The organism is Halopseudomonas salina, from assembly GCF_014637955.1.
GTDB lineage: Bacteria > Pseudomonadota > Gammaproteobacteria > Pseudomonadales > Pseudomonadaceae > Halopseudomonas > Halopseudomonas salina.
On record NZ_BMFF01000003.1, the window covers coordinates 503,249 to 528,102 of the forward strand.

At 58.3% G+C, this 24,854-nt stretch carries 19 protein-coding genes and 1 riboswitch; of the genes, 8 read left to right on the top strand and 11 right to left on the bottom strand.

Annotated elements, in window-relative coordinates; genetic code table 11:
* Window positions 1-3: 3 nt before the first annotated feature.
* Window positions 4-858, bottom strand: a complete 855-nt coding sequence (gene motA / locus IEV54_RS09740) for a flagellar motor stator protein MotA (RefSeq protein WP_150278291.1) — start codon at window positions 856-858, stop codon at window positions 4-6.
* Window positions 859-974: 116 nt separating this feature from the next.
* Between motA and IEV54_RS09745 the strand changes: the two genes are divergently transcribed.
* The 3 genes from IEV54_RS09745 to asd are packed head-to-tail and all read left to right on the top strand — an operon-like array spanning window position 975 to window position 4,276.
* On the top strand, window positions 975-2,564 hold the full coding sequence (locus IEV54_RS09745; RefSeq protein ID WP_150278290.1) for a GAF domain-containing protein: 1,590 nt from the start codon (window positions 975-977) through the stop codon (window positions 2,562-2,564).
* 38 nt (window positions 2,565-2,602) lie between these two features.
* Complete coding sequence (locus IEV54_RS09750; protein WP_150278289.1) at window positions 2,603-3,412, top strand: rhodanese-like domain-containing protein; 810 nt, start codon at window positions 2,603-2,605, stop codon at window positions 3,410-3,412.
* Window positions 3,413-3,421: 9 nt separating this feature from the next.
* Window positions 3,422-4,276: an archaetidylserine decarboxylase gene (gene asd, locus IEV54_RS09755; RefSeq protein WP_150278288.1), complete on the top strand. Its 855-nt coding sequence runs from the start codon at window positions 3,422-3,424 to the stop codon at window positions 4,274-4,276.
* Between the two features lie 17 nt (window positions 4,277-4,293).
* Here the strand turns inward: asd and epmA are convergent, their stop codons facing one another.
* Window positions 4,294-5,253: an elongation factor P--(R)-beta-lysine ligase gene (gene epmA / locus IEV54_RS09760; RefSeq protein ID WP_150278287.1), complete on the bottom strand. Its 960-nt coding sequence runs from the start codon at window positions 5,251-5,253 to the stop codon at window positions 4,294-4,296.
* A 96-nt stretch (window positions 5,254-5,349) separates the two neighbouring features.
* Window positions 5,350-5,916, bottom strand: a complete 567-nt coding sequence (gene efp / locus IEV54_RS09765) for an elongation factor P (protein ID WP_150278286.1) — start codon at window positions 5,914-5,916, stop codon at window positions 5,350-5,352.
* Window positions 5,917-6,052: 136 nt separating this feature from the next.
* Between efp and epmB the strand changes: the two genes are divergently transcribed.
* From epmB to IEV54_RS09780, 3 genes are all read left to right on the top strand, one after another.
* A complete protein-coding gene (gene epmB / locus IEV54_RS09770; RefSeq protein ID WP_150278285.1) occupies window positions 6,053-7,078 on the top strand; it encodes an EF-P beta-lysylation protein EpmB in 1,026 nt (341 codons plus the stop codon).
* Between the two features lie 184 nt (window positions 7,079-7,262).
* Window positions 7,263-9,050 carry a cyclic-di-GMP receptor FimW-related protein gene (locus IEV54_RS09775; RefSeq protein ID WP_150278284.1) on the top strand — a complete coding sequence of 596 codons (1,788 nt, stop codon included), beginning with the start codon at window positions 7,263-7,265 and terminating at the stop codon, window positions 9,048-9,050.
* Window positions 9,051-9,103: 53 nt separating this feature from the next.
* A complete protein-coding gene (locus IEV54_RS09780) occupies window positions 9,104-11,173 on the top strand; it encodes an EAL domain-containing response regulator (protein ID WP_150278283.1) in 2,070 nt (689 codons plus the stop codon).
* A gap of 8 nt (window positions 11,174-11,181) precedes the next feature.
* Here the strand turns inward: IEV54_RS09780 and serB are convergent, their stop codons facing one another.
* Window positions 11,182-12,393, bottom strand: coding sequence for a phosphoserine phosphatase SerB (gene serB / locus IEV54_RS09785; protein ID WP_150278282.1), 1,212 nt, complete (start codon window positions 12,391-12,393; stop codon window positions 11,182-11,184).
* A gap of 197 nt (window positions 12,394-12,590) precedes the next feature.
* Between serB and IEV54_RS09790 the strand changes: the two genes are divergently transcribed.
* Window positions 12,591-14,174: a hypothetical protein gene (locus IEV54_RS09790; protein WP_150278281.1), complete on the top strand. Its 1,584-nt coding sequence runs from the start codon at window positions 12,591-12,593 to the stop codon at window positions 14,172-14,174.
* On the opposite strand, the gene parC is transcribed toward IEV54_RS09790, so the two are convergent.
* The 7 genes from parC to thiC all read right to left on the bottom strand — a co-directional run bounded on the left by parC (window position 14,143) and on the right by thiC (window position 23,024).
* On the bottom strand, window positions 14,143-16,437 hold the full coding sequence (gene parC, locus IEV54_RS09795; RefSeq protein WP_150278280.1) for a DNA topoisomerase IV subunit A: 2,295 nt from the start codon (window positions 16,435-16,437) through the stop codon (window positions 14,143-14,145). The two genes, IEV54_RS09790 and parC, sit on opposite strands and share 32 nt — an antisense overlap.
* Before the next feature lie 48 nt (window positions 16,438-16,485).
* Window positions 16,486-17,004 (bottom strand): retropepsin-like aspartic protease family protein, encoded by a 519-nt coding sequence (locus IEV54_RS09800; protein WP_373286436.1) that lies wholly within the window; start codon window positions 17,002-17,004, stop codon window positions 16,486-16,488.
* Between the two features lie 41 nt (window positions 17,005-17,045).
* Window positions 17,046-18,941 (bottom strand): DNA topoisomerase IV subunit B, encoded by a 1,896-nt coding sequence (gene parE, locus IEV54_RS09805; RefSeq protein WP_150278279.1) that lies wholly within the window; start codon window positions 18,939-18,941, stop codon window positions 17,046-17,048.
* 138 nt (window positions 18,942-19,079) lie between these two features.
* A complete protein-coding gene (gene cpdA, locus IEV54_RS09810) occupies window positions 19,080-19,892 on the bottom strand; it encodes a 3',5'-cyclic-AMP phosphodiesterase (RefSeq protein WP_150278278.1) in 813 nt (270 codons plus the stop codon).
* A 106-nt stretch (window positions 19,893-19,998) separates the two neighbouring features.
* Window positions 19,999-20,454 (bottom strand): DUF1249 domain-containing protein, encoded by a 456-nt coding sequence (locus IEV54_RS09815; RefSeq protein ID WP_150278277.1) that lies wholly within the window; start codon window positions 20,452-20,454, stop codon window positions 19,999-20,001.
* On the bottom strand, window positions 20,451-21,068 hold the full coding sequence (locus IEV54_RS09820; RefSeq protein ID WP_150278276.1) for an NUDIX domain-containing protein: 618 nt from the start codon (window positions 21,066-21,068) through the stop codon (window positions 20,451-20,453). Before IEV54_RS09820 ends, IEV54_RS09815 begins: the two co-directional genes overlap by 4 nt.
* Before the next feature lie 72 nt (window positions 21,069-21,140).
* A complete protein-coding gene (gene thiC, locus IEV54_RS09825; protein ID WP_150278275.1) occupies window positions 21,141-23,024 on the bottom strand; it encodes a phosphomethylpyrimidine synthase ThiC in 1,884 nt (627 codons plus the stop codon).
* A gap of 73 nt (window positions 23,025-23,097) precedes the next feature.
* A riboswitch (TPP riboswitch) is annotated at window positions 23,098-23,198 on the bottom strand.
* Between the two features lie 133 nt (window positions 23,199-23,331).
* Here thiC and IEV54_RS09830 point away from each other — a divergent pair.
* Window positions 23,332-24,840, top strand: coding sequence for a TolC family outer membrane protein (locus IEV54_RS09830; protein ID WP_150278274.1), 1,509 nt, complete (start codon window positions 23,332-23,334; stop codon window positions 24,838-24,840).
* Window positions 24,841-24,854: the final 14 nt, after the last annotated feature.

Genomic DNA, 24,854 nt, shown 5'->3' on the forward strand with positions numbered 1-24,854 from the left:
CGATCAGCGTCCCTTCACCGACTCTTCAAGCTCCAGAAAGCTGGGACGATGCTCAGGCAAAAGCGCCTTGCGTCCAAACTCGACGGCCAGTGCCGGCGGCAGGCCCTGGGCACTGGCAACCAGGCACATCTTGATGGCTTCGTAGGTGTTGGCTTCCTCATGCGCCTCGTGCTCCATCGCTGCTGCAAAAGGGCCTACAAAGCCGTAGGCCGCCCAGATACCCAGGAATGTACCCACCAGCGCAGTAGCAACCTTTTGACCGATCATTGTGCTATCGGCATCACCCAGAATACTCATGGTGATCACGATACCCAGCACCGCCGCAACAATACCAAAGGCCGGCAAGCCGTCGGCAATACGAGTGACCGCGTGACTGGGGCCTTCAAGCTCTTCGGTGAGGCTGGATATCTCGACATCAAAGAGTGCTTCAAGCTCGTGGGGCGCCATATTGCCGGTCGACATGATGCGCAGGTAATCGCAGATGAATTCGGTCATGTGCTTGTCTTTGAGGATCGCCGGGTACTTGCTGAATATCGGGCTTTCCGCAGGTTCTTCGATGTCCGCTTCAATTGACATCATGCCTTCTCGGCGGCTTTTGTTCAGGACCTCGTAGAGAACGCCAAGTACGTCCAGATAGAAAGCCTTGCCAAAACGGTGGGAAAAAAGGATCACCGGCGCCTTGGCAAACACCTTCTTGATCGTAGTCATGTTGTTGGCGACCATGAATGCGCCGAACGCAGCCCCGCCGATAATCAGGATTTCAAAGGGATGCCAGAGCGCTGCGAGCTGCCCTCCGGAGAGCATGAAGCCCCCCAGCACGCTGCAGAGAACTACCAGATAACCGCCGATTTTCAACATAAAGCCGTCAAATTCCTTGAAAGAAACGAAACCACCGCACCGCGGCAGCAAAACAACCGTGTTCACGTTATAGTCTTGTGAGTAACCAATGCCCTAATTGTAAAGCCGCAAAGCCTATGAGCACAGAACAAGAAAGTAAAAATGCAATCGAGCATGATATCGGCAGCCTGCGGCAAAGCCTGAACAGCTTTGTGTTGCCAATTGAAAAAAGCCAGCAGGTAATGCTGTGCAACCACCTCGAGAGCGAAATGCTGAACCTGTCGGAGCTGACCGCCATGCTCCTGCGGGTGCCCGCTGCAGCACTACAGGTCTGCCGTATAGCGGGTGAGGCAGCACGACGCCGGGACATCGACATTCTCACTCTGGAACACGCATGCAACATGCTGGGCACACAACGCCTTGGCACTATCATCAAGGAACTCCCGGTCCTGGAGGCCGAGCACACACCATACGCCTATCGCCAACTGCTGAGCATCAGCGAGCACGCACTGTCGCAGGCTCAGGGCCTGTTTGCCCATCGCATGGCACGCCTCTGGCACGAAGTCTCCCTTGCCAGCCTGCTGTTCCTGGCGCCCTGCTGGGTTCTGGTCTATCAGCGTCCTGAGGTTTTTGCCGAGTGGGACGCACGTCACCTTGACCAGAAAACCAATGGCAACGGCTTCAGTCACTGGCTACTGGACAGCGATCGGGTACTTGGGCTGGCCCAGCAACTAGCAGAGGATTGGTGGCTGCCCCCATGGATTTTGCAGGGCTATCGGTCCCTGGGCAGCAGCCGCAGAACCATGGTTCGCGCTTTGCACATTGCCCGCGACAGCCAGCATCCTCGGGATCAACAGGCCGCCCTGGACGCCGACCGCAGCCTGTACCGATGGTTGACGCTGCCAGCCAACAGCTTATTGATGGCCAACGGCCTCGCCCTGGGGGCACATCACGACTGGGATGCCAGGCACACACGTCGTTGGCAGCAGCTGACCGCCCTCTATCTGGGCCAACAGGTTGCCGAAGTACAAACCGCCAGCCATGCCAACGCAGTCGAGAGCGCCAGATCCCTGTACAGGCACTACGGCAACTCCGTCTGGCTGCCGGCAGAAGCCTTGATATGGCCCTGTGGCTCACGGCAAAACGAAGGTCGAGGTCCTGAACGGCTATCGGCAGCATCCCCGGACGGCATCAACAACGCTCAACCTCTGGTTGGCGCAGCTCTCTGGCGGAAAAACTGTCTCTCGCTGGTCGCTCAACCTCCAAACTTCACCAGCCTCGCTGCGATAGTCGACACCGCCCTGCAGGCAGTGACTCAGGGCCTTGGATCCGACAAGTGCTGGATCGCACTCTATAACGCTCGCAAACACCAGTTGACTGTTTATGCCGCTGCCGGCTTCGCCGCGGACAGAGATCCGGTGGGCGTCCAGCTCGGCGAGTGCCGAGGTAACGCCTGGGGTCGCTGGCTGCAAAGCAGTACCAGTCATGACCTGAGCATTCCAGGGCGACACCCCAATAAGGAGCTTGTGCCACCGCAGTTGGCTCGACTGACTGGCGACGGCGCCTCGAGCCTGTTCCCATTACTGCACAAGGGCCAGATTATTGGGCTGCTTGGCAGTCAGAGCGGCACGGCCCCGGCACCTCTTGATGAGAAACACCGGAAGGCGCTGATAAAAACCGCAGAATGCCTGAGCCGCGCCCTTGTCGGCTTCATGCAGAAGCCCTGAACCGTTATCATGTTCCCCTATGACGCCTGGAGATACGCATGCTTGAGCCCCTGTTACCACTGCTGATTGAACCTGAAGAGTGTCCGCAGCCCCTGGACCAGAATCTCCTGCGCCTGGTGGATATGTCCTCTCTGGACCAGTACAACAGTGCCCATATACCCGGAGCTGTGCATTTGCCCCCAGCGCGCACCACCTCCAGCGCTCCGGTTCCGGGATTACTGCCGCCACAGGATCAGTTGCAACAGATGCTCGGCGAGCTCGGCCATCATGACGGGCTTCATTATGTGGTTTATGACGACGAGGGCGGCGGCTGGGCCGGACGCTTTATCTGGTTACTCGACTCGATTGGCCACAAGAGTTACAGCTATATCAATGGCGGAATAAGAGCCTGGATCGCAGCGGGACTGCCGACCGAGCAAACGTCAAACAGCGCACCAATCACCTTTCCCCAGCTGCATATCGTGAACTCGCCCAGCATCAGTCTGGATGAGCTCAACGGGAGCCTGAGCAACGAAAATCTGGTCGTCTGGGATGCCCGCTCCCCCGCCGAATATCGGGGCGAGAAGGTCCTGGCCAACAAGGGCGGCCATATCCCAGGCGCAATCAACTTCGAATGGACCGCAGGCATGGATCCAGAGCGAGGGCTGCGACTGCGCAGTGATCTCGCTCGACAGCTCGAAGCACGGGGCATTACCCCTGACAAGCAGATTGTCACCCACTGCCAGACCCACCACCGCTCCGGCTTTACCTATCTGGCGGCAAAAATTCTTGGTTATCCACACGTCAGGGCCTACCCAGGTTCCTGGTCCGAGTGGGGCAACCACCCCGACACCCCCGTCGAATCCTGAGGACACCCAATGCGCGATCGCTTGTTTATCATCATGCAGTACTTGCTGCCCCAGCATCTGCTCTCACGGCTGGCCGGCTGCGTTGCGGACTGCCGCTGGCCATGGCTGAAAAATGCCTTCATCGGCTGGTTCGCCAAGCGGTACCAGGTAGACATGTCCGAGGCAGTCCAGGAGGATCCTACCGCCTACCCCTGCTTCAACGACTTTTTCACCCGTCAGTTGAAAGACGGCGCACGGCCGCTCGATCCGGCAGCGGACAGCATTCTGTGCCCTGCCGATGGAGCGATCAGCCAACTGGGAGCCATCGAGCACGGTCGTATCTTTCAGGCCAAGGGCCAGAGCTTCAGCGCACTGGAACTACTGGGCGGGAATCCCGAGCACGCGGCGTTATTTCAGGGCGGACAGTTTGCCACTGTGTATCTTTCGCCACGGGATTATCACCGGGTGCACATGCCGCTGGGCGGCGTGCTGCGCGAGATGATCTACGTGCCGGGCAAGTTGTTCTCGGTCAACCGCAATACTGCCGAGAATGTGCCCGAGCTGTTTGCACGCAACGAGCGCGTGGTGTGCCTGTTCGATACCGATGCCGGACCAATGGCGGTTGTGCTGGTCGGAGCAATGATCGTCGCCTCCGTCGAAACCCCCTGGGCCGGACTGGTGGCACCACCACGACGTCAACTCAAGACGCAGGCATATGGTCAGGCTGCACCAGGCCTGGGTCGCGGAGAGGAAATGGGGCGATTCAAACTCGGCTCGACCGCCATTGTGCTATTTGGTCCGGGACGCACTGGCTGGAATGACGCCCTCAAGGCCGGCGATGCGGTACGCATGGGCCAGAGCATGGGGCGCTTCAACGCCAATTGATTATCGACCGCATCTGGTCAGGCGCGGTCAAAGCCGAACGCGATCACCTGATCAATGCGCTCGGCCCCCAGCGCCAGCATCACTAATCGATCCACTCCCAACGCGACCCCGGCACAGGACGGCATACCGGCACGCAGCGCCTGTACTAGCAGCTCATCCACCGGTAGAACTGCCTTGCCCGCCTCTTTACGCTGCTGAATGTCTGCGCTGAAACGCCGACTTTGCTCGTCAGGATCGGTCAGCTCCAGATATCCATTGGCCAGCTCCATTCCTTGCACAAACAATTCGAAGCGTGCCGCACTGGGCACCGCATCATCATGCTCGACAATCATGGCCAGCGCAGCCTGCGAAGCTGGAAACGCATACACCAGGGTCGGCTCTATCAGGCTGGGCTCGATACAATGGGAAAACAGCAGCTCAAGCCAACCATCGCGGCTCAACTCCCCAACAAACCCACACCGCTCACGCCCTTGCCTGGCAAGCTCCTCTTCAGAGCAGCAGTGGATGTCCAGCTCAAGCACCTCGGCAAAAAGCGCTGCATAGCCAACGCGTCTGGCCGGAACGCACGCCAGGATGCCACCCACCAACTCGTCAACCTCATCCATCAGGCGATGATGATCAAAGCCTGGCCGATACCACTCCAGCATACTGAATTCCGGATTATGGCGGCCTCCGCTTTCACCATTGCGAAACACCTTGCATAGCTGCCAAATGGGCCCGCTGCCAGCAGCAAGTAGGCGCTTCATGGGGTATTCGGGAGACGTATGCAGATAACGCCAGACAGGCTCACCCCCGCCGTCGGGAACAAAGGCAGTTGCGAATGGGAATAGCTGGGGATCACTCACCGCAGCGACCGAGAGGGCAGGTGTATCTACCTCCAGCACATCCCGGGCAGCGAAAAACTGCCGTATACGATCAATCACCGCCGCTCGGCCGCGCAGCGCCTCTATTGAAGCGGAGGGTTGCCACTGCTGCATATGTTTTCCTCTGCACTGGAATGAGAAAACCGGAGCAATGCTCCGGTTTTTCTATTACATATGAGGCGCTCAACAGGCGCCTCAGGCATCCGCAAATCAGGCGCGTCCGACGTAATCGCCGCTGCGCGTGTCGACCTTGAGTACGTCGCCAACGTTGATGAACAGCGGCACCTTGACCACAGCGCCAGTCATCAGCTTGGCAGGCTTGGTACCACCGCCAGAGGTATCACCGCGCACGCCAGGGTCTGTCTCGACCACTTCAAGCTCTACGAAGTTGGGAGGGGTAACGGCAATCGGCGCACCATTGAACAGGGTTACCTGGTAGATAACCTGTTCCTTGAGCCAGTTGCTGGCTTCACTGATGGCCTTCTCATCCGCGGCAACCTGCTCGAAGGAGCCGTCGGTAGCCATGAAATGCCAGAATTCACCGTCGGCATAGAGATACTCCATCTCGCGGTCCATGACATCGGCACCTTCCAGGCTGTCGCCCGACTTGAAGGTACGCTCGTTCACTCGACCGGTCTTCAGGTTGCGCACCTTGACCCGATTGAACGCCTGACCCTTGCCCGGCTTGACATACTCGTTCTCGAGAATCGCACAGGGATCGCCATCGAGCATCACCTTGAGACCCGGCTTGAATTCGTTGGTAGAATAATTGGCCATACATTTCCCACTGACAGTTTGAACGGAATATCCGGTAACGCGCAGAGCAAAGCTCCAGCCAGCAAACCCGGACTGCGACCGACGTATCGAACCATCGTCAGACGAATGCCCTGCCACCCATGCGCGGAAAGCCGCAATGATACATGTATCTTCGACGCCTGTTGAGCCCGCAAGCTGGCAAAATCTGCTCGCTTCGAGCATCACTGATCCCGCTGAGCTGCTGCGCAGACTCAATCTGGCTCAAACCCTGGCACCACTTGCCAACGCGGCAAGCCGCGAGTTTGCCCTGCGCGTGCCAGAACCCTACCTGAACCGGATGAAGCCTGGAGACCCGAACGACCCCTTGCTCAGACAGGTACTCCCGGTGGGCGAAGAGCTTGAGGATCACCCAGGCTATGTACTCGACCCACTGGGCGAACAGCATGCCAACGCCCTGCCCGGCGTCATACACAAATATCATGGCCGGCTTCTGCTGATTGTCAGCGGCGGCTGCGCAGTCAACTGTCGCTACTGCTTTCGTCGACATTTTCCCTACGAGCAGAACAATCCCGGCACGACCCAGTGGCAGGACGCCATCGACTACATTCGTCAAGATGCCAGCATAAGCGAAGTCATCTTCAGCGGTGGGGACCCGCTGGCAGTCAATGACCGCCGGCTAGCCTGGCTGACGCGGGAAATTGCTGCCATACCCCATGTGCGACGCTTGCGAGTGCATTCCCGGCTCCCGGTAGTCATCCCCCAAAGGGTAACTGACACATTGATTGAAGCCCTGTGCGGTACACGCTTACCTGTCACCATGGTTCTGCACTGCAACCATGCAAACGAAATCGACCAGGATCTGGCCAGGGCGATTCAGCAGATGCGCAGGTCCGGAATGACCCTGCTGAATCAGACAGTGCTGCTGCGTGGCGTTAATCACCAGCTCGAACAATTGATCGATCTGAGCGAAGCACTGGGCGATCAGGGTGTTATACCCTATTATCTCCATGTACTTGATCGGGTCAGAGGTGCGCACCACTTTCACGTGGATGACGCCGACGCCCGACAGCTTGTTGGCAGGATGCTTACTCGACTCCCGGGGTTCCTGGTGCCCCGACTTGTGCGCGAGGTCGCCGGAGAAGCGGCCAAGGTGCCAATTCACGTGGACCTGGTATTGGAGTGAGGCCTCTCGGGTTCAGATGGCCGCCAGGACAAGCGTCATGTCATGGCACAGGACGAGCAGAGCTTCGCGCAAATCAGCGTTTGCTGCTAGAGTATTGACGATGCTGCCTTCTTTTCGCATATTCGGAACCCGCTCCAAAAAAAGCGGAACTCAGACTGGAACGTTTGATAGGGACAAGACCGTTATGGATAGCAACGCCCAAAAGCTGAATTTGCGCATACCTCAGCAGAGCCTCAAATCATTGAGCTTTGCCGAGAGTAGCGAGAAGGGCATTGTGCACTGGATTGCCAATCTGCCGAAAGCCAACATCGGTGAGACGGCCCGGCAACTCTACCAGGGACTGATAGAGATCAATCAGCTCGAGATTTCGCCGGAAAAACGCCTGGCGATACTCGAACAGATTCGCCCCCAGGTACATTATGTATGCAGCGCCCTGTCCCGATACTATCTGGGCCAGTCCATCGTGCTCGAGGACAAGCCTCGCAAGGTGGCTAATCTTTCCCAGTCGCTGCAAAACCATCTTGCCAACGGTTACAAGATTGTCGTCGCCCAGGAACGGCAGGTTCGCTCACGTGATCATGGGCCCATCATCGGCTTGGCAATACAACGGGCCATGCGCGGACTTTGCGGACCCCTGCTCAGAGCATTTCAGCTCTACTGCCCGGTGGCTGATGGTGTCTGGGTCGAGCTGCACCAACTTTATCAACTCGCCCGCAAGCGCAACCTGCACCTGCAACCAATCCAGGACAACGAAAGCCTGGAAGGCAAGCCGCTGAGTGTTGAACAGTGTTATCTGATCGCACTTTTGATGGGTTCTGCCAGGCCCAATCAGATGCGCCAGAGCGCGATGGGCAAACTTTTTGCCGTTCTCGAAGACTGGTCTAAGCTTGCCTCGCTGCTCCCCCCAGACGACCCGAAAACGCTCTTCATCATCAATCCAACGATGGATTGTCCGCCCCGATATCGTTCCCTGATTCGTGACGAAGACTTGTCCGAAAGCCTTGGGCTGAGCACCGACAAGCTTGTCGGGGCTATCAAGGAATACATGCTCAATGGCGAAAGCAAGACTGGCTTGCGCGTTCCGGACGGCCTGGGCGTCGAGATGCTGCAACACCTGAGTCAATCGTGGGGAGATCTGGCTGAGCGTACCTTCAACCGCGTACCTGGCCGAGGCACCCTGAAAATCAGCATCGGGATGAGCGCAACGCACTTTCGCATCGCCCAGAACACATTTGCCAACTTTATCAGCGCTGATGAGCGCGACATCAACCCCTTCTCCGATTCTGCCCAGCGCGCCCGCCAGGAAGGCTGGAGCAGCGCCTTCGACGGCGGTGGCCAGTCAGTGGACTGGGAACCCAGTAACGTCGAACAAATCAATTACAACGAACTCGGTGATAACAGCGCCGACGAGGGCGAGGAGCATTACCCGATCCATGCATTGCCCATCGTCAACCATAGTCCCGGCGGCTTTTGCCTGACGTGGCCCAAGGAAGTGCCAAAGCAACTGCAAGCTGGTGAGTTGCTGGGCGTCCAGGAAGAAAGCGACCAGGACTGGAGCCTGGCCGTCGTGCGCTGGATTCGTCAGGTAAGAGGCGGCGGCACGCAGATGGGCGTCGAATTGATTGCGCCACACTGCACCCCGTGCGCCGCCAAGCTGATCCGCAAGACCGAGCAGCCGAGCCAGTACCTGCGCGCCCTGATTCTGCCCGAAGTGACCGCTATAGACCGACCTGCGACCATTATTACTCCCAGAGTGCCATTCAGCGTCAATAGCAAGGTAATGATCCTGCAAGGTAATCGCGAAATCCGTGGGCACCTGACCGACCGTGTAGCCGCAAGCGGCAGCTTCAGCCAATTCGAATATCGCCTGATCGAAGAACCTGGCGATCCAAAGAACAAGCCCCAGCCTGCTGGCTCCGCACTCACGGTCAGTACCGATGATGACTTTGACTCCCTCTGGAAGTCTCTGTAAATTCAGGTCTTGAAAACACCGGGCCGCGTCGGCCCGACTCAGTCTGGAAGACCATGGGCACCGATACTCACGCCATCAGATTATTGATTCTGGACGACTCGCAAAACAATGCCGAGCGCCTGGTTAGCATCCTGCGAAACGCAGGTCACGCCACCCGTGCCCACCGTATCACCTCGATTGAAGACCTGCAGGAATCACTCCAGCAGAATTGGGATCTGTGCCTGGCGGCTGCTGAAACCAGCTTTATGGCCGCCACTGATGCCCAGGCCATGATCATCCGCCAGTCCCGCGATATACCCTTCGTGCTCATCACCAGCGACATGACCGAGAGCATTCGGACAGAAGCCCTTGGCCAAGGCATGCATGATGCAGTAGCAGACACCTCCGACGCACTGCTTGCCCTGGTGGTCAAACGTGAACTGGCCAGTCTCTCTGCACGCCGCCAGCAACGTATTGCCGAGCAATCACTGCGAGAGACCGAAAAACGCTGCCAACTATTGCTCGACAGCTCCGTTGACGCCATTGCCTATGTACACGATGGCATGCACATTTATGCCAACCGGGCCTATATTCGACTGTTCGGCTATGACGATGCCGATGATCTGGCGGCCGAACCCATGGTCGGACTCATAGCGTCCAAAGACCAGGCTGATTTCAAGGTTTTCCTGCGTCATCACAACGACAAGGGTGGCCAGAATGAAATGCGCTGCTGCGGTGTGGACGTGGACGGCAAGCAGTTCCCGGTCACCCTGAGTTTTTCCCCCGCCAGTTATGATGGCGAGCCCTGTACGCAGGTAGTCATACGTGTCGAAACGGCGAGTGCCGATTTCGAGCAGAAGCTCAAGACCCTGGCCAGCCAGGATCTGGTCACAGGTCTGTTCAACCGTGCCTACTTCCAGGAAGAGCTGGAGAAGGTCAGTGAGCAGGTGGTCCAGGGTGGCATGGCCAGCTCGCTGATTTACATGAGCGTGGACAGCTTCAACGCGGTGCAGACCGACATCGGGATCGGCAGTGCCGACCTGCTGCTGGCTGACCTGGCCCAGATACTGCGCAAGGCGTTCCCCGAGTCGACGCTGATTTCGCGCTTCAGCGACGACGCCTTCAGTATTCTGCTCAACGGCAAGGAACCCGAAGCGATTCTCAAGGCTCTGGATAACTTGCGCGGCAAGATCGAAGCAAACCTGTTCGAGGCGAGCGGGAGAACATTACAGATAACAGTCAGCATGGGGGTTTCTTCTATCAATGAAACCAGCCCCAAGCCCGAGGAGGCCATCGACCGCGCCCACCGCCTGGCCGAACAGGTCAGTCAGGCCGGCGGCAACGCAATCAAGATCTTCAACCCGCTGGAAGAACTGGCCAACCAGGCCAACCGCGGGAACCTGATTGCACTGGTAACCCATGCGCTCGAGACCAACGGTTTCAAACTGCTCTTTCAACCGGTAATTAGTCTGCGTGGCGACAATCACGAGCATTATGAGACCTACCTGCGTCTGCTCAACTCCCAGGGAGAAGAAGTACCCGCGGGCGAGTTTCTGCCAGCCATAAGTGACGCCGGGCTCGCAGCCCAGATTGATCGCTGGGTGATCTGCCAGGCTATCCGGCTGCTTGCCGGGCAACGCGGCAAGGGTTCTGATACACGGCTACTGATCAATCTCAGTAGCGCCAGCCTGCAGGACCCTCAACTAGCCCATTGGTTATCGGGCTTACTGCAGGAAAATCGGCTGCCCTCCGATTGCATCATATTCCAGTTCAACGATGCCGACGCCAACACATACATGAAGCAGGCCAAGGCGCTGACCGAATCCCTGAAAACGATGCATTGCAAAGTATCGCTGAGCCATTTTGGCTGCGCACTCAATCCCTATGCCGCACTCAAACACCTACAGGTCGACTTCATCAAGATTGATGGCTCCTTCGCCCGCGATCTGTCGGACCCGGAGGCAGTCAAAACCCTGAAAGAAATGATAGGAACACTGCATGGCATGGGCAAGTTGACCATTGTCCCTTACGTAGACAGCGCGACCATGATGCCGACCCTCTGGCAAGCAGGGGTCAACTATATTCAGGGCCACTACCTGCAGTCGCCGAGCGACAGCATGAATTACGATTTCTCCGCCGAGTAATCGGCGGCTCAGAAGCCTTCCCTATCGCGGAACCCCAATAAATAGAGGATGCCATCCAGACCCAAAGTAGAGATAGCCTGCTTGGCTGACTGCTTGACCAACGGCTTGGCGCGGAAGGCCACTCCCAGTCCGGCAATGGATAGCATCGGCAAATCGTTAGCTCCATCACCCACCGCGATTGTCTGTTCCAGGCTGATGCCCTCACGCTCAGCCAGCTCACGCAACAGATCGGCCTTACGCTGGCCGTCAACTATGGGTTCTACCACCTCACCAGTAACCATGCCGTTCTCGATTGGCAACGCATTGGCGTAAACATAATCGATACCCAACCGCTTCTGCAGTCCTTCGGCAAAATAACTGAAGCCACCTGAAAGAATGGCGGTCTTGTAACCCAGCCTACGTAACTGGCTTATCAGGGTCTCAGCGCCCTCAGTCATGCGCAACGAGCCGGCAACTTCCTCCAGTACGGATTCCGGGAGGCCTTTGAGCAGCGCCATACGTTCACGGAAACTGGCCTTGAAATCCAACTCGCCAAGCATGGCACGCTCGGTGATCTCGGATACCTGATCGCCCACTCCAGCGGCCTTGGCCAGCTCGTCGATAACCTCCGCATCGATCAGCGTCGAGTCCATATCGAAAACGACCAGCCGACGATTGCGTCTGAAGATACCATCCTGCTGGAAGGCGATATCGACATTGAGCTCCTGGGCAATTGTCAGAAACTCGGCGCGCATCCGAGCTGGATCACCGGGCTCGCCGCGTACCGAGAACTCGATACAGCCCTTGCCCTGATCAGCAGGCAAACCTTCCGGAATACGACCGGACAGGCGGTCAATATGATCGATGTTCAATCCGTAGCGTGCGGTGATCTCGCTGACCCGGGCGATGTGATCGGCGGTCACTCGCCGGGCAAGCAAGGTGACTATATGCCGGGGCTTACCCTGTCCAGTCACCCAGCGTCCATACTCTTCGGCACTGACTGGCGTAAAGCGTACCTGTTGGTCCAGCTCGTAGCCGCGAAAAAGCACATCCTTGAGGACGTCAGCCATGACTTCACCGCCAGCCATTTCCACCAGGATGCCAAAAGAAAGGGTGTCGTGAATAACCGCCTGCCCGATATCCAGAATATTCACTTCGGCACGGGCCAGAATACCGGTAATAGCGGCGGTTAGACCGGGCCGGTCCGGGCCGGTGATGTTGATCAGCACGATTTCCTTCAAGATACTCGCTCCAGTCTCAACTTGATAATACGGCCATTCTACCTTCAATTGCCTACCAGCTCACAGATGCAGCCTTTTGCCGCCTGACGGGAATGGCTATACTTTGCACAGTCAGGCTTCAGGCAAACGCCGCTACCGGCACTTTCCTTGCTGACAGTCTCTCCTTTTGTTCATTTCCTCACCAATAGAGCCATACCTTGAACCAGATACCCCCGGCTTCCGACAACCTGTTTCTACGCTGCCACGCCGCCTGGCGTTCGCACAGCACGAAACTGACCGGCAAGCTGCTGTTACTAACAATTATTCCACTCGTGGCGGTCATAGTGCTTCTGGGTGTCGCGAAAATTCAGCTGCATGCCGATGCAGCCCGCAATGCCGATGCCATCGGCACCGAACTGGCCAGACAGATCGCTGCATCGGTGGCAGATCCTCTGGCCGCAGACGATCAATTGAGCCTCAATATTCAGCTGGCACAGTGGAAGCGTAATCCCCTGATCAGTCATGTCCGACTCTTTACCGCCGAAAACCGCCTGATTGCCGAAGCTGGAAGCGAGCCAGGGCGCAGCAAGGTAGCGCCCGGTCAGGGGCAGTTCGACGCCACGGTACATTTTCAGGAAGCAATGGTCGGTGAAGTACAGCTGCATCTTGCCGCCGAACCCTTTGTCGGCCCGTCCAACAACTTGCTCTGGCGCCTGTTCTGGGGCGTGTTGATTCTGATATTGCTGGCAGGACTGACGGCATGGCGTCTGGGCATTGGCATGCGCCAGACTGCGCGCGATCTGGGCCTGTGGTATGGCGACTCAGGACACCCAGCCCCGGGCTCTCAACGCCGTGACGAGCTTGGGGATCTGGCGCGCGCACTCGGAAAGCGCCGGATTGTTGATCTTCCACCGGAACCTGAACCTGAACCTGAGACAGCGCCACCGGCAGAAAAACCTATCTCGCATGACGAAGAGACTCAGCTGGAGCCAGGCGACAAGATAACCGCAGAGCCATCGTTGGAGACAGAAAGCTCACTGATTCCCGACCAAACAAAGGCGGCGCCAGCAAAGGCAGTTGAAACACCAGAGCAAGCCGATCACGACCAAGAAATGACTGCCACTACAGTGGCCCAAGCTGAGCAAGCGCCCCTGACTGAAGCGCCGTCTTTACCGGCGCACAACGCCGAAAACGAATCGCAGCAAGCCACACCGCCTGCCATCACGCAGCGTGAGTCGGCCATATTGGCGGTAAGACTTGGCAACCAGGAAGCGCTGAGGCGCCTTCCACGCCCGAGATTGATGGCGGTACTCGAACGCTACCGGGAGCAGCTTCAGCGGGCCTGCGAACTGTATAATGGCCACCTGCATACCCTCCACGATGGCACCAGCCTGCTGGTATTTCATGCCGCTGAATGTCGCCAGGACGAACTGGCCCACGCGCTGTGCTGTGGGGAGCTCTTGCGTGTCCTGGGCCATGAATTGCAGGTGGAGATCGCCGATTCGGGCATTACCCTGCACGTACAGCTGGCAATCGGTCACAGCGTGGATTTGGGATCGGTATCAGACACCGATCTGGCAGCCAGGGATGAATGCCTGGCAATACTCGACATAGTCCAACACAGCCGCAACCTGCTGCTGCTAGACACCAGTCTGGCTGACAGCGACGCGCTGAAGCAACGGGGCGTAGTCCGCCGACTGGCAAGTCAGCCGGGGATCTACTGTATCGAAAGACTAAAAGGTCCTTATCAGTCCATGCTGGAGCGCCAGCTCACGCACTTTTACCATCAGCGTCCGCACTGACAGCACCTTTACCCTGCTCCACGCTGACCTGATCCACCTTCTGAAAGCCGCGTGGCAACTTGTTGCCACGCCGGCCGCGCTCCCCCCGGTAATGCTCGAGATCGCTGGGCCGCAAGGTCAGAGTGCGTTTACCGGCGGCGAGCACCAGATTGGCCTCGCGTGGCAGCACCGCAATATCCAGCACATACTCTTCACGGCTCTTCACCCGCGCAGAAGGCACCGAGAGAATCTTGTTACCCTTGCCCTTGGCCAGTCTTGGCAGATCGGCCAGGGGAAAGACCAGTAAACGCCCCTCATTCGACACTGCGACAACCTGATCTTCCTTGCCATTGGCTATTGCCACGGGGTTCATCACCTTGCCCCCCTCAGGCACCGACAGCAGGGCTTTACCATTCTTGTTTTTCGCCAGCAGATCTGCGCCCTGGGCAACGAAGCCATAGCCTGCATCGGATGCCAGCAGGTACAAGGCCTGATCATCGGGCATCAAAACACTTTCAAAACGCGCACCCGGTACGGGGTTTAATCGCCCGGTCAGCGGCTCGCCCTGGCCCCGTGCAGACGGCAGGGTATGGGCCAGCAGAGAATAACTGCGGCCGGTCGAGTCGATGAATACCACCTGCTGATTCGAGCGACCGCTAGCCTGCGCCAGAAAGGCGTCACCCGCCTTGTAGGCCAGGCTGGCGCCATCCACGTCATGCCCCTTGGCGCAGCGCACCCAGCCCTTTTCCGAGAGCACCACGGTAACCGGCTCCGAGGGCAACAGTTCGGTCTCTGATAGGGCCTTCGCCTCACGCCGCTCGACCAGCGGCGAGCGGCGGTCATCACCGTAGGTCTCGCCATCGGCAATCAACTCATCACGAACCAGATTGCGCAGCAGCTTGTCGCTGCCCAGCAAGGCCTGCAGCTTGTCACGCTCCTCGGCCAGCGCATCCTGCTCACCGCGAATCTTCATCTCTTCCAGGCGGGCCAACTGACGCAGACGAGTATCGAGAATGTAGTCCGCCTGCAGTTCGCTCAGGGCAAAACGGCTCATCAGCTCGGCCCGCGGATGCTCTTCGGTACGGATGATATGAATCACCTCGTCCAGATTGAGCATCGCGATCATCAAACCTTCCAACAGATGCAAGCGCGCCAGCACTTTATCGAGGCGAAACTGCAGGCGGCGACGCACTGTGGATATGCGAAAACCCAGCCACTCACCGATCAGTCCGCGCAGATCCTTCACCGCCGGCCGGCCATCGGTGCCGATCACGTTCATATTGATCCGGTAGCTGTGCTCCAGCTCGGTGGTGGCAAACAGGTGCTGCATCAGTTCTTCGGCATCCACCCTATTGGAGCGCGGCACAATGACGATGCGGGTGGGGTTTTCGTGATCAGACTCATCGCGCAGGTCAGCTACCATTGGCAGTTTTTTCGCCTGCATCTGCGCGGCTATCTGCTCCAGTACCTTGGAACCCGATACCTGATGCGGCAGCGCAGTGATGACGATATCGCCGTCTTCACGCGTCCATACCGCGCGGGCCTTGACCGAGCCGCGACCGCTGGCATACATCTTCAGCAGGTCGCTGCGCGGCGTAATGATTTCAGCCTCTGTGGGGTAATCGGGGCCCTGGATGTGCTCCATCAGCTCGTCGAGCCCCGCCCCCGGGTCATCCAGCAGTCGCACACAGGCGGCGGCTACTTCACGCAGGTTATGTGGCGGTACATCAGTCGCCATACCCACGGCAATACCGGTGGTACCGTTGAGCAGCAGATTCGGCAACCGGGCAGGCAACACCATGGGCTCATCCAGGGTGCCGTCGAAGTTGGGTTGCCAGTCAACCGTGCCCTGCCCTACTTCGGTCAGCAATACCTCACTGTAGCGGGCCAGGCGCGCCTCGGTATAACGCATCGCTGCGAAGGATTTGGGATCATCAGGCGCACCCCAGTTACCCTGACCGTCAACCAGCGTATAGCGGTAGGAGAACGGCTGAGCCATCAGCACCATGGCCTCGTAACAGGCCGAGTCGCCATGGGGGTGATATTTGCCCAGCACGTCGCCGATGGTGCGGGCGGATTTCTTGTGCTTGGAGGTGGCGCTGAGTCCGAGCTCGCTCATTGCATAGATGATGCGCCGCTGCACCGGCTTGAGGCCGTCACCAATGTGCGGCAGGGCGCGATCCATGATCACGTACATGGAGTAGTTGAGGTAGGCTTCCTCGGTGAAAGCAGACAATGCCCGACGCTCGACCCCATCCATACTCAGATCCAGACTGTCACTCATACATATCCTCTGTTTGGCATAGCTGGCAGGCTGACCCGCCAACGTGTGTCAGCGATGCTGACGCAATATCAGTTGTCCGCCGCGCTGGGTAAAATCCAGCTGACGCAGCGCGCTCATTCCGAGCAGAATCTCTTCGCCGTCCATACCAGGCACAATACCGGCATTGACGTCGTTCAGCCGGATCGCACCCAGCTGTAATGTATCAATGCGGGTGGTGAAGCTGTCGGCATTACCGTTGGCCGTAGTCACGGTTATGCGCCGCCCTTCGGGCAATCCCAGACGCTTGGCCAGATTGGCCGGAACTGCAACGAAGGTGGCACCCGTGTCGAGCAGGAAAGTCACCTCCTGACCATTGATTGCGCCCGTCATCAGATAATGCCCCTGGGGGTTGGATTCAAGGTGCACTTCGATACCGCCGTCGGTGGCAATCGATTCGGGGGCCCGATTCGGATTGAGCCTCTGCTCCTCTAGGCCGGAAAACCACATAGCCGCCAGACCGAGCCCGATAACCCAGGCAAGAATCATCATGACCTTGCCGATGCGTTGTGTTGATCCGGTCTCGCTCAAGGGCCAGCTCTCCAGGCGGTTAAGTCCGCGTTAATTGCAGCTCACAAAAGTACTTCCGCCATGTCGCCCTTGCTTTCCAGCCAGATTTTGCGGTCCGGCGCACGCTTCTTCGACAGGAGCATGTCCATAAGGGCTTCGGTGCCCGGCATATCATCAATGGTCAACTGCACCAGGCGCCTTGTATCTGGCGCCATGGTGGTTTCACGCAGTTGCAGCGGATTCATCTCGCCTAGACCCTTGAATCGCGTTACCTGAATCTTGCCGCGTTTACCCTCGGCTTCGATACGATCGAGGATGCCCTGTTTTTCCGCATCATCCAACGCGTAGAACAACTCCTTGCCAATATCGATCCGGTACAGCGGTGGCATCGCCACGAACACATGTCCCGCAGCGACCAATGGTTGGAAATGCTTGACGAACAGGGCGCACAACAGCGTTGCAATGTGCAGACCATCCGAGTCGGCATCAGCCAGGATGCAGATTTTGCCATAGCGCAATTGCAGCAGATCCGGCGAACCCGGGTCGACCCCGATAGCCACAGCTATGTCATGGACCTCCTGGGAGGCCAGTACTTCGCCAGAGTCTACTTCCCAGGTATTGAGAATCTTGCCACGTAGCGGCATGACCGCCTGAAACTCCTTGTCCCGCGCCTGCTTGGCGCTACCGCCGGCAGAATCACCCTCGACCAGGAAGAGTTCGGAGCGGCGACTGTCCTGCCCCGCACAATCAGCCAGCTTGCCTGGCAATGCAGGGCCCTGGGTGATGCGCTTGCGTTCGATCTTCTTGCCCGCCTTGAGCCGGCGCCCGGCGTGATTGATCGCCAGCTCAGCGATCAGCATACCGATATCCGCATGCTGATTGAGCCAGAGACTGAAGGCGTCCTTGACCACACCTGAAACGAATGCAGCAGACTCACGCGAAGACAAGCGCTCCTTGGTCTGACCGGAAAATTGCGCTTCGGCCATTTTCAGCGACAAAACATAGCTGACGCGCTCCCAGATATCCTCCGGGGCCAGTTTCACTCCCCGCGGCAGCAGATTGCGGAACTCGCAGAACTCACGGATAGCGTCCAGCAACCCGGCACGCAAACCGTTCACGTGAGTGCCGCCCTGAGCGGTAGGGATCAGGTTGACGTAGCTTTCCTGCACCAGATCTCCGCCTTCCGGCAACCAGAGCACTGCCCAGTCGACTGTTTCCTGACGCGCCTTGAGGCTGCCGGTAAATGGCTCCTCCGGCAGCTTTGGCCATTCGGCGCAGGAATCCATCAGGTAATCGCGCAGACCGTCCTCGTAAAACCAGGTGTGCTGCTCACCGGACTGACGATCATCAAACTCGACCGTGAGACCCGGACAGAGTACTGCCTTGGCCTTGAGCAGGTGTTTCAGGCGGCTGATACTGAATTTGGGAGAATCGAAATAATCGGGATTGGGGTGGAAGGTGACAGTGGTGCCCGTATTGCGCTTGCCAACGGTACCAATAATCTCCAGCTCGGTGACCTTTTCGCCGTTTTCGAAGGCCATGGCGTATTCCTGGCCGTCACGGCGCACCCGCACGTCAACGCGCAGCGAGAGCGCATTGACCACCGAAATGCCCACACCATGGAGGCCGCCTGAGAACATGTAGTTCTTGCTGGAAAACTTGCCGCCGGCATGCAGCCGGGTAAAGATCAGCTCCACCCCGGAGACGCCCTCCTCGGCGTGCATGTCCACCGGCATACCACGACCGTCATCGGATACTTCCAGAGCGTTGTCGGCGTGCAGGATGACCGAAAGTCGACGGGCATGCCCGGCCAGTGCTTCATCTACACTGTTGTCGATCACTTCCTGGGCCAGGTGATTGGGTCTGGTGGTGTCGGTGTACATCCCCGGGCGGCGGCGCACCGGGTCCAGACCACTGAGAACTTCCAGTGCATCGGCGTTATAGGTCGATTGAGACATAGGCTGCCTGGTTATCCTTGATTCTTGTCATGCGGGGGAGAGTAACATTCACGGGATAATAACGCGTAAATCAAAGGTGCGACCCCGTAATCGCGTCCATGCCGGAGCAGCAGTTAATTGTTTCCGGCGCGGTGGAGTTCAGTATCCTACCGCGCCCGGGTCGGGTAGAAAACGTCCTGATTCCAGACGCGACACGCTTGTTTCAACCTGCCCATCTGGCAGCAACATCAGGGTGCGGTAACCCGGCGCCTGCGTGTCGGTGGCAAAGTCCGAGCTATGACTGGCGAACTGTACGCAGGTCGACGGCGTAGCAAGCAGACGAATCCCCTCAAGCTGCTGGTCCAGTTCCTGATGAATATGCCCCCAGAGAACCACCTTGACGTTCTTGTGAGTGTGCAACCGCGCCCAGAGATCATTCGCATTAAGCAACCCCAGCGGGTCCATCCAGTCACACCCGATCGGAACCGGATGATGATGCAGGCAGACCATGACAAAACGCTCGCCCGCGCTATCGATGGCCTGTTGCAGGATGCTCAGCTGCTGCGCCGCCAGGTGGCCAGCCACCGTGCCCGGAATACTCGAGTCAAGCAGCACAATACGCCAATTACCGGCGTCGACCCATTCCTGGGTCAGGCCTGAGTCTGCACCAATGCGAGCCATGACCGCTGCGTCATCGTGATTACCGGGAATCCAGCAGCAAGGTGCCGGCAGAGCGTCAACAATCTCGATGAATCGGTGGTAGGCACGTTCGTTACCGTCCTGAGCAATATCACCCGTGGCCAGAACGAGATCCATCTGCGGCACCTCATCGCGTACCAGATCGACTACCGCACGCAGGCTGGCGTGAGTATCCAGACCCAAGAGGTCCGCATCGGGATCTGCATACAGATGCGAATCCGTAAGCTGCACGATGCAGATTGTGTCTGATTGATTTCCTATCGGTGACAACATCTATCACCTGCTCCTGGTCACTGTTGTTCGCCTATGATGGCAACAAGATGGCGCTGATTCCAGCGACTGGTTAACAGCCCGGGCATATTCCGGGTGGCATGCAACATCACCGCTGAATGATAACAGGCTGGGCGCTGCGCCCATACTGCTGGCAATAGCCGAGCCATTCACCAAGAAACTGATTGAGCTGGAATTTCTCATCAGGCTGCAGCATCTGTTCATTCGGATAGGGATACACCCCGCGGAAGCGCCGGCGATTGTAGGCTGCCACAACCTCCGCCATCCCGGCATCATGGTAAAGCCGCACCTCCATGCTCGGCGGCGTAAGCCATTCATGTTCGCGCTGATGAGTCAGGCGCAGTGTGGTGGTGTAACGACACCGCTCAAGCACGTGGAGACTGAGGCTTTGCGATTGGCCGTCCTCCGCTTCGACCAACAGTCTCAGATAGTCAGCGTTGGCCATATCCGGCATCAGCCTGGTCAACCGCCAATAATTGGCTTCGCATACAGCCTGGAGGCCAACCAAATCGACCTTATAGCGAGGCTTGCGCAGGGCATTCATGGCTGTGCGCCCGCCTCTTCGCGCAAATGCGCAGAATGCATGCTCAACCATTGCAGCCCGATTATGCTCGCCGCGTTATCAATCTGACCGTTTTCCATGGCCTTGATCGCGTCGGTTCGCGGCCAGACGCTAACGCGAATATCCTCACCCTCGGAGTCCAGGCCATGAATGCCGCCAATACCCCTGCTATCGACCAGCGCGCAATACAAGTGTACGCGTTCATCACTACCTCCCGGCGACGGGTAGTAGCGGGTAATCGGCAGCAATTTCAACAACGTCAGATCGGCCTCCTCGCGCGCCTCGCGATGGGCCACCTCTTCCGGACTTTCACCAGCGTCAAACAAACCGGCGACCAGCTCAATCAGCCAGGGCCGTTCGCTCTTGTCCAATGCGCCGACCCGCACCTGCTCAAGCAGCACAACCGAGTCAGTCCAGGGATCATAGGGCAGCACACACACGGCATCGCGGCGCACGAAAAGCTCGCGCCGCAGCTCTGGCCCCCAGCCACCCCGGAAAAGGCGATGGCGCAGGGTAAGAATATCCATCCGATAGAAACCGTTGAAGCCGGTTTCCCGGCGGATAATCTCGACGTCGTCGCGTGTAAAGGTGTCCAACCAGAAGCCCCCGGATCAATGTGTGCGTTTGAGGCACTAAGCTCGCACACCTGCCGGGGCTTCGGCAAGGCTTCAGACCTTTTGATACAACTGCGAGCCGCTGGACCTGAATTCTGCGGACTTGGCTTTCATTCCCTCCTCCATTGCCAGATCAACTGCCTCGATGCGCTGACCGGCAGCGTATTCACGCACTTCCTGGGTAATCTTCATGGAGCAGAACTTGGGCCCGCACATGGAGCAGAAATGCGCGACCTTGGCCGAGTCCTTGGGCAGAGTCTCATCGTGATAGCTGCGAGCGGTATCCGGATCCAGGCCCAGATTGAACTGGTCTTCCCAACGGAACTCGAAACGCGCCTTGGACAGCGCGTTGTCGCGAATCTGCGCGCCGGGGTGCCCCTTGGCCAGGTCTGCTGCATGCGCTGCGATCTTGTAGGTAATGATACCGGTCTTGACGTCGTCCCGATTAGGCAACCCCAGATGCTCCTTGGGCGTCACGTAACAGAGCATCGCGCAACCGAACCAGCCGATCATTGCAGCGCCAATGCCTGAAGTGATGTGGTCGTAGCCCGGAGCTATGTCCGTGGTCAGCGGCCCCAGGGTATAGAAAGGCGCTTCGTCACAGCATTCGAGCTGCTTGTCCATATTCTCCTTGATCAACTGCATCGGAACATGCCCCGGTCCTTCGATCATCACCTGGACATCATGCTTCCAGGCGATCTTCGTCAACTCGCCGAGCGTCTCCAGCTCGCCAAACTGCGCCTCGTCGTTGGCATCGGCAATAGAGCCAGGACGCAGGCCGTCGCCGAGGGAGAAAGACACATCGTAGGCCTTCATGATTTCGCAGATGTCCTCAAAATGCGTGTAGAGGAAGCTTTCCTTGTGATGCGCAAGACACCACTTGGCCATGATCGACCCACCCCGCGAGACGATACCGGTAACCCTTTTGGCGGTCATCGGTACATAGCGCAGCAGTACACCGGCATGGATGGTGAAATAATCCACACCCTGCTCGGCCTGCTCGATCAGCGTGTCACGGAAGATATCCCAGGTCAGGTCCTCGGCCACGCCGTTGACCTTTTCCAGCGCCTGGTAAATCGGCACCGTGCCTATTGGCACGGGTGAGTTGCGGATGATCCACTCACGGGTTTCATGGATATTCTTGCCGGTGGACAGATCCATCACCGTGTCCGAGCCCCAACGGATACCCCAGGTCATCTTCTCCACTTCCTCTTCGATTGAAGAGCCCAATGCGGAGTTACCGATATTGCCGTTGATCTTGACCAGGAAATTGCGGCCGATAATCATCGGCTCAATCTCGGGGTGATTGATATTGGCTGGAATGATCGCACGACCCCGGGCCACTTCCTCACGAACGAATTCGGCGGTGATCTCCTTCGGGATAGACGCACCAAAACTCTGCCCGGGATGCTGATTGGACAGCAGGCCAGCTTCGCGGGCCTCCTGCAGCTTCATGTTCTCGCGGATAGCGATGTATTCCATCTCCGGCGTGATGATGCCCTGGCGCGCGTAATGCATCTGCGAAACGTTGCAGCCAGCCTTGGCCCGGCGCGGATGGCGCACGTGGGCAAAGCGCATGTTGTCCAGGGCTGAATCGGCCAGGCGTTGCCTGCCGAAATCGGAGCTGAGACCGGGCAGTATTTCGGTATCACCACGCTCCTCGATCCAGGCACTGCGCACATCGGCCAGACCCGCTCGCAAATCGATACTGACGTCCGGATCGGTATAGGGGCCGGAAGTGTCGTAAACCGTGACTGGCGCGTTCTTCTCGCCGCCCAGCTCGGTTGGAGTGTCGGCCAGACTGATTTCACGCATGGGTACCCGGATATCAGGGCGCGAACCAGTCACGTAGATCTTGCGCGACTTGGGAAATGGCTGTGAGGCGGCGCCATCGGCCCCGGAGGTGGGAATGGCACTGTCGGTATGCTTGATGTTCATTATTGTGCTCCGCTGCGTTGTGGCTCGCAGGGAACCGAAACGGCAGGCAGCACGGACCTTAGAAGGTCTGCGGGCAGGCACGCATCTCGATTCCTACGCCGGTATCAACCGGATCAGGTTCAACGGGTATTATCTCAGCCGTCGGCAAAGCCGCAGGCACCCCGTCAAGATGAGCAACCAGATTATCATAGCTACACGAGAGAGCGCGAAACACTTTGTTCCGCACCAGGTCCCAAGCATTGCTTGACCACCAGCCGACATCTCCTTAGCCTTGGTTGATTATTTCTCCCATGCGAAGGAACTCTGCATGCTGCGCCCTCTTTACGTTGCCATTGTACTGGCAGGACTCTCAGGCCAGGCCGCCGCCCAGGCTGACCTGATGACCGTTTACCAGGAAGCCCTCCTTTACAGTGCCGATCTGGCCGCAGCCGAGGCGGACACGCTCGCGCGGCAAGAGGCCTTGCCCCAGGCACGCGCCCTGCTGCTGCCCAATATCAGCCTGGGTGCGGGCGTTGCACGTGAGCGCCTTGAAGTGGAAGGTCAGGGCAACGACACCTACAACACTGACTATTACCAGGCCAACCTGACCCAACCCTTGTTCCGCGCCGAACGCTGGTTCAATTATCAAGCTGCCAAGTCTGTCACTGCCCAGGCGATGGTCGAGTTTTCAGCCATTCAGCAGGACCTGATCATCGAGGTGGCCGAAGCCTACTTCAATGTGCTGCGTGCCTCAGACAACCTGGCGACCGCCCGTGCCGAGGAAGACGCCTTCGAACGGCAGCTTGACCAGGCACGCGAACGTTTCGAAGTCGGCCTGTCCGCCCGCACGGATGTACTCGAAGCGCTGGCTGGATACGACACTGCCCGAGCTACCCGGTTGACCGCACAGACCAATCTGACGGTCAGCTACCAGGCGCTGACACGCTTGACCCTGAGCGACTACGACAGCCTGGCGGGCATACGCCACGAAATGCCGATCATGCCGCCACTCCCGGCGAACCTGCAGGAGTGGGTAGATACCGCAGCCAGTCAGAATCTCAGCCTGCAAGCCAGTCGACTGGCCGTGAACACGGCCGAGGACACACTGCGTAGCAGCAAGGCGACATTTGCGCCCACCGTTGATGCCTTCGCCCGCTACAACCACAGTAGTGGTGGGGCCGATCTTGGCGGTGTTCCCCTTGGCGCCACAAACAGAAATGGGGATACGGAACAGGCCAGCATCGGTATCGAAGTCACCCTGCCGCTGTTCACAGGCGGAAGTAGAAGTTCTCAGGTTCGCGAGTCGGGCTATCGCCTGAGCCAGAGCGAGCGCCTGAGCGAAGCCAGGTTGCGTGAGGTCGTGGAGAGCACGCGCAATCTGTTCCGCACGGTCACTTCCAGCGTGGAGGAAGTGGAAGCACGCAGGCAGGCAATCATTTCTGCACGGGCGGCCCGCGATGCGACCCAGACAGGGTACGAAGTAGGCACACGCAACGTGGTGGACGTTCTCGAAGCCGAGCGCAACCTGTTTCGAGCAGTCCGCGACTACAACACCACTCGCTACAACTACATCATTGATACGCTGCGACTGAAGCAGGCCGCCGGCACACTGAGTCCGGAAGACCTCATGGAGCTCTCCCAGTGGCTCGACCCACAATACAACCCTGACGAAGACTTCATTCCTCCATTTGACGAGGAAGAGGTTCAGAGCATGACGATGCAACGGCCTGCAGTTGAACGCAGTGGCTCCGCAGAACCCAACGGGCCAGTTGAGCGCGGCGGCCCGTTCGAGATGGATGCAGACGCCACCAACGAACCGGTGCGCAGCACGTTTTGACTTGTCAGCCCCTC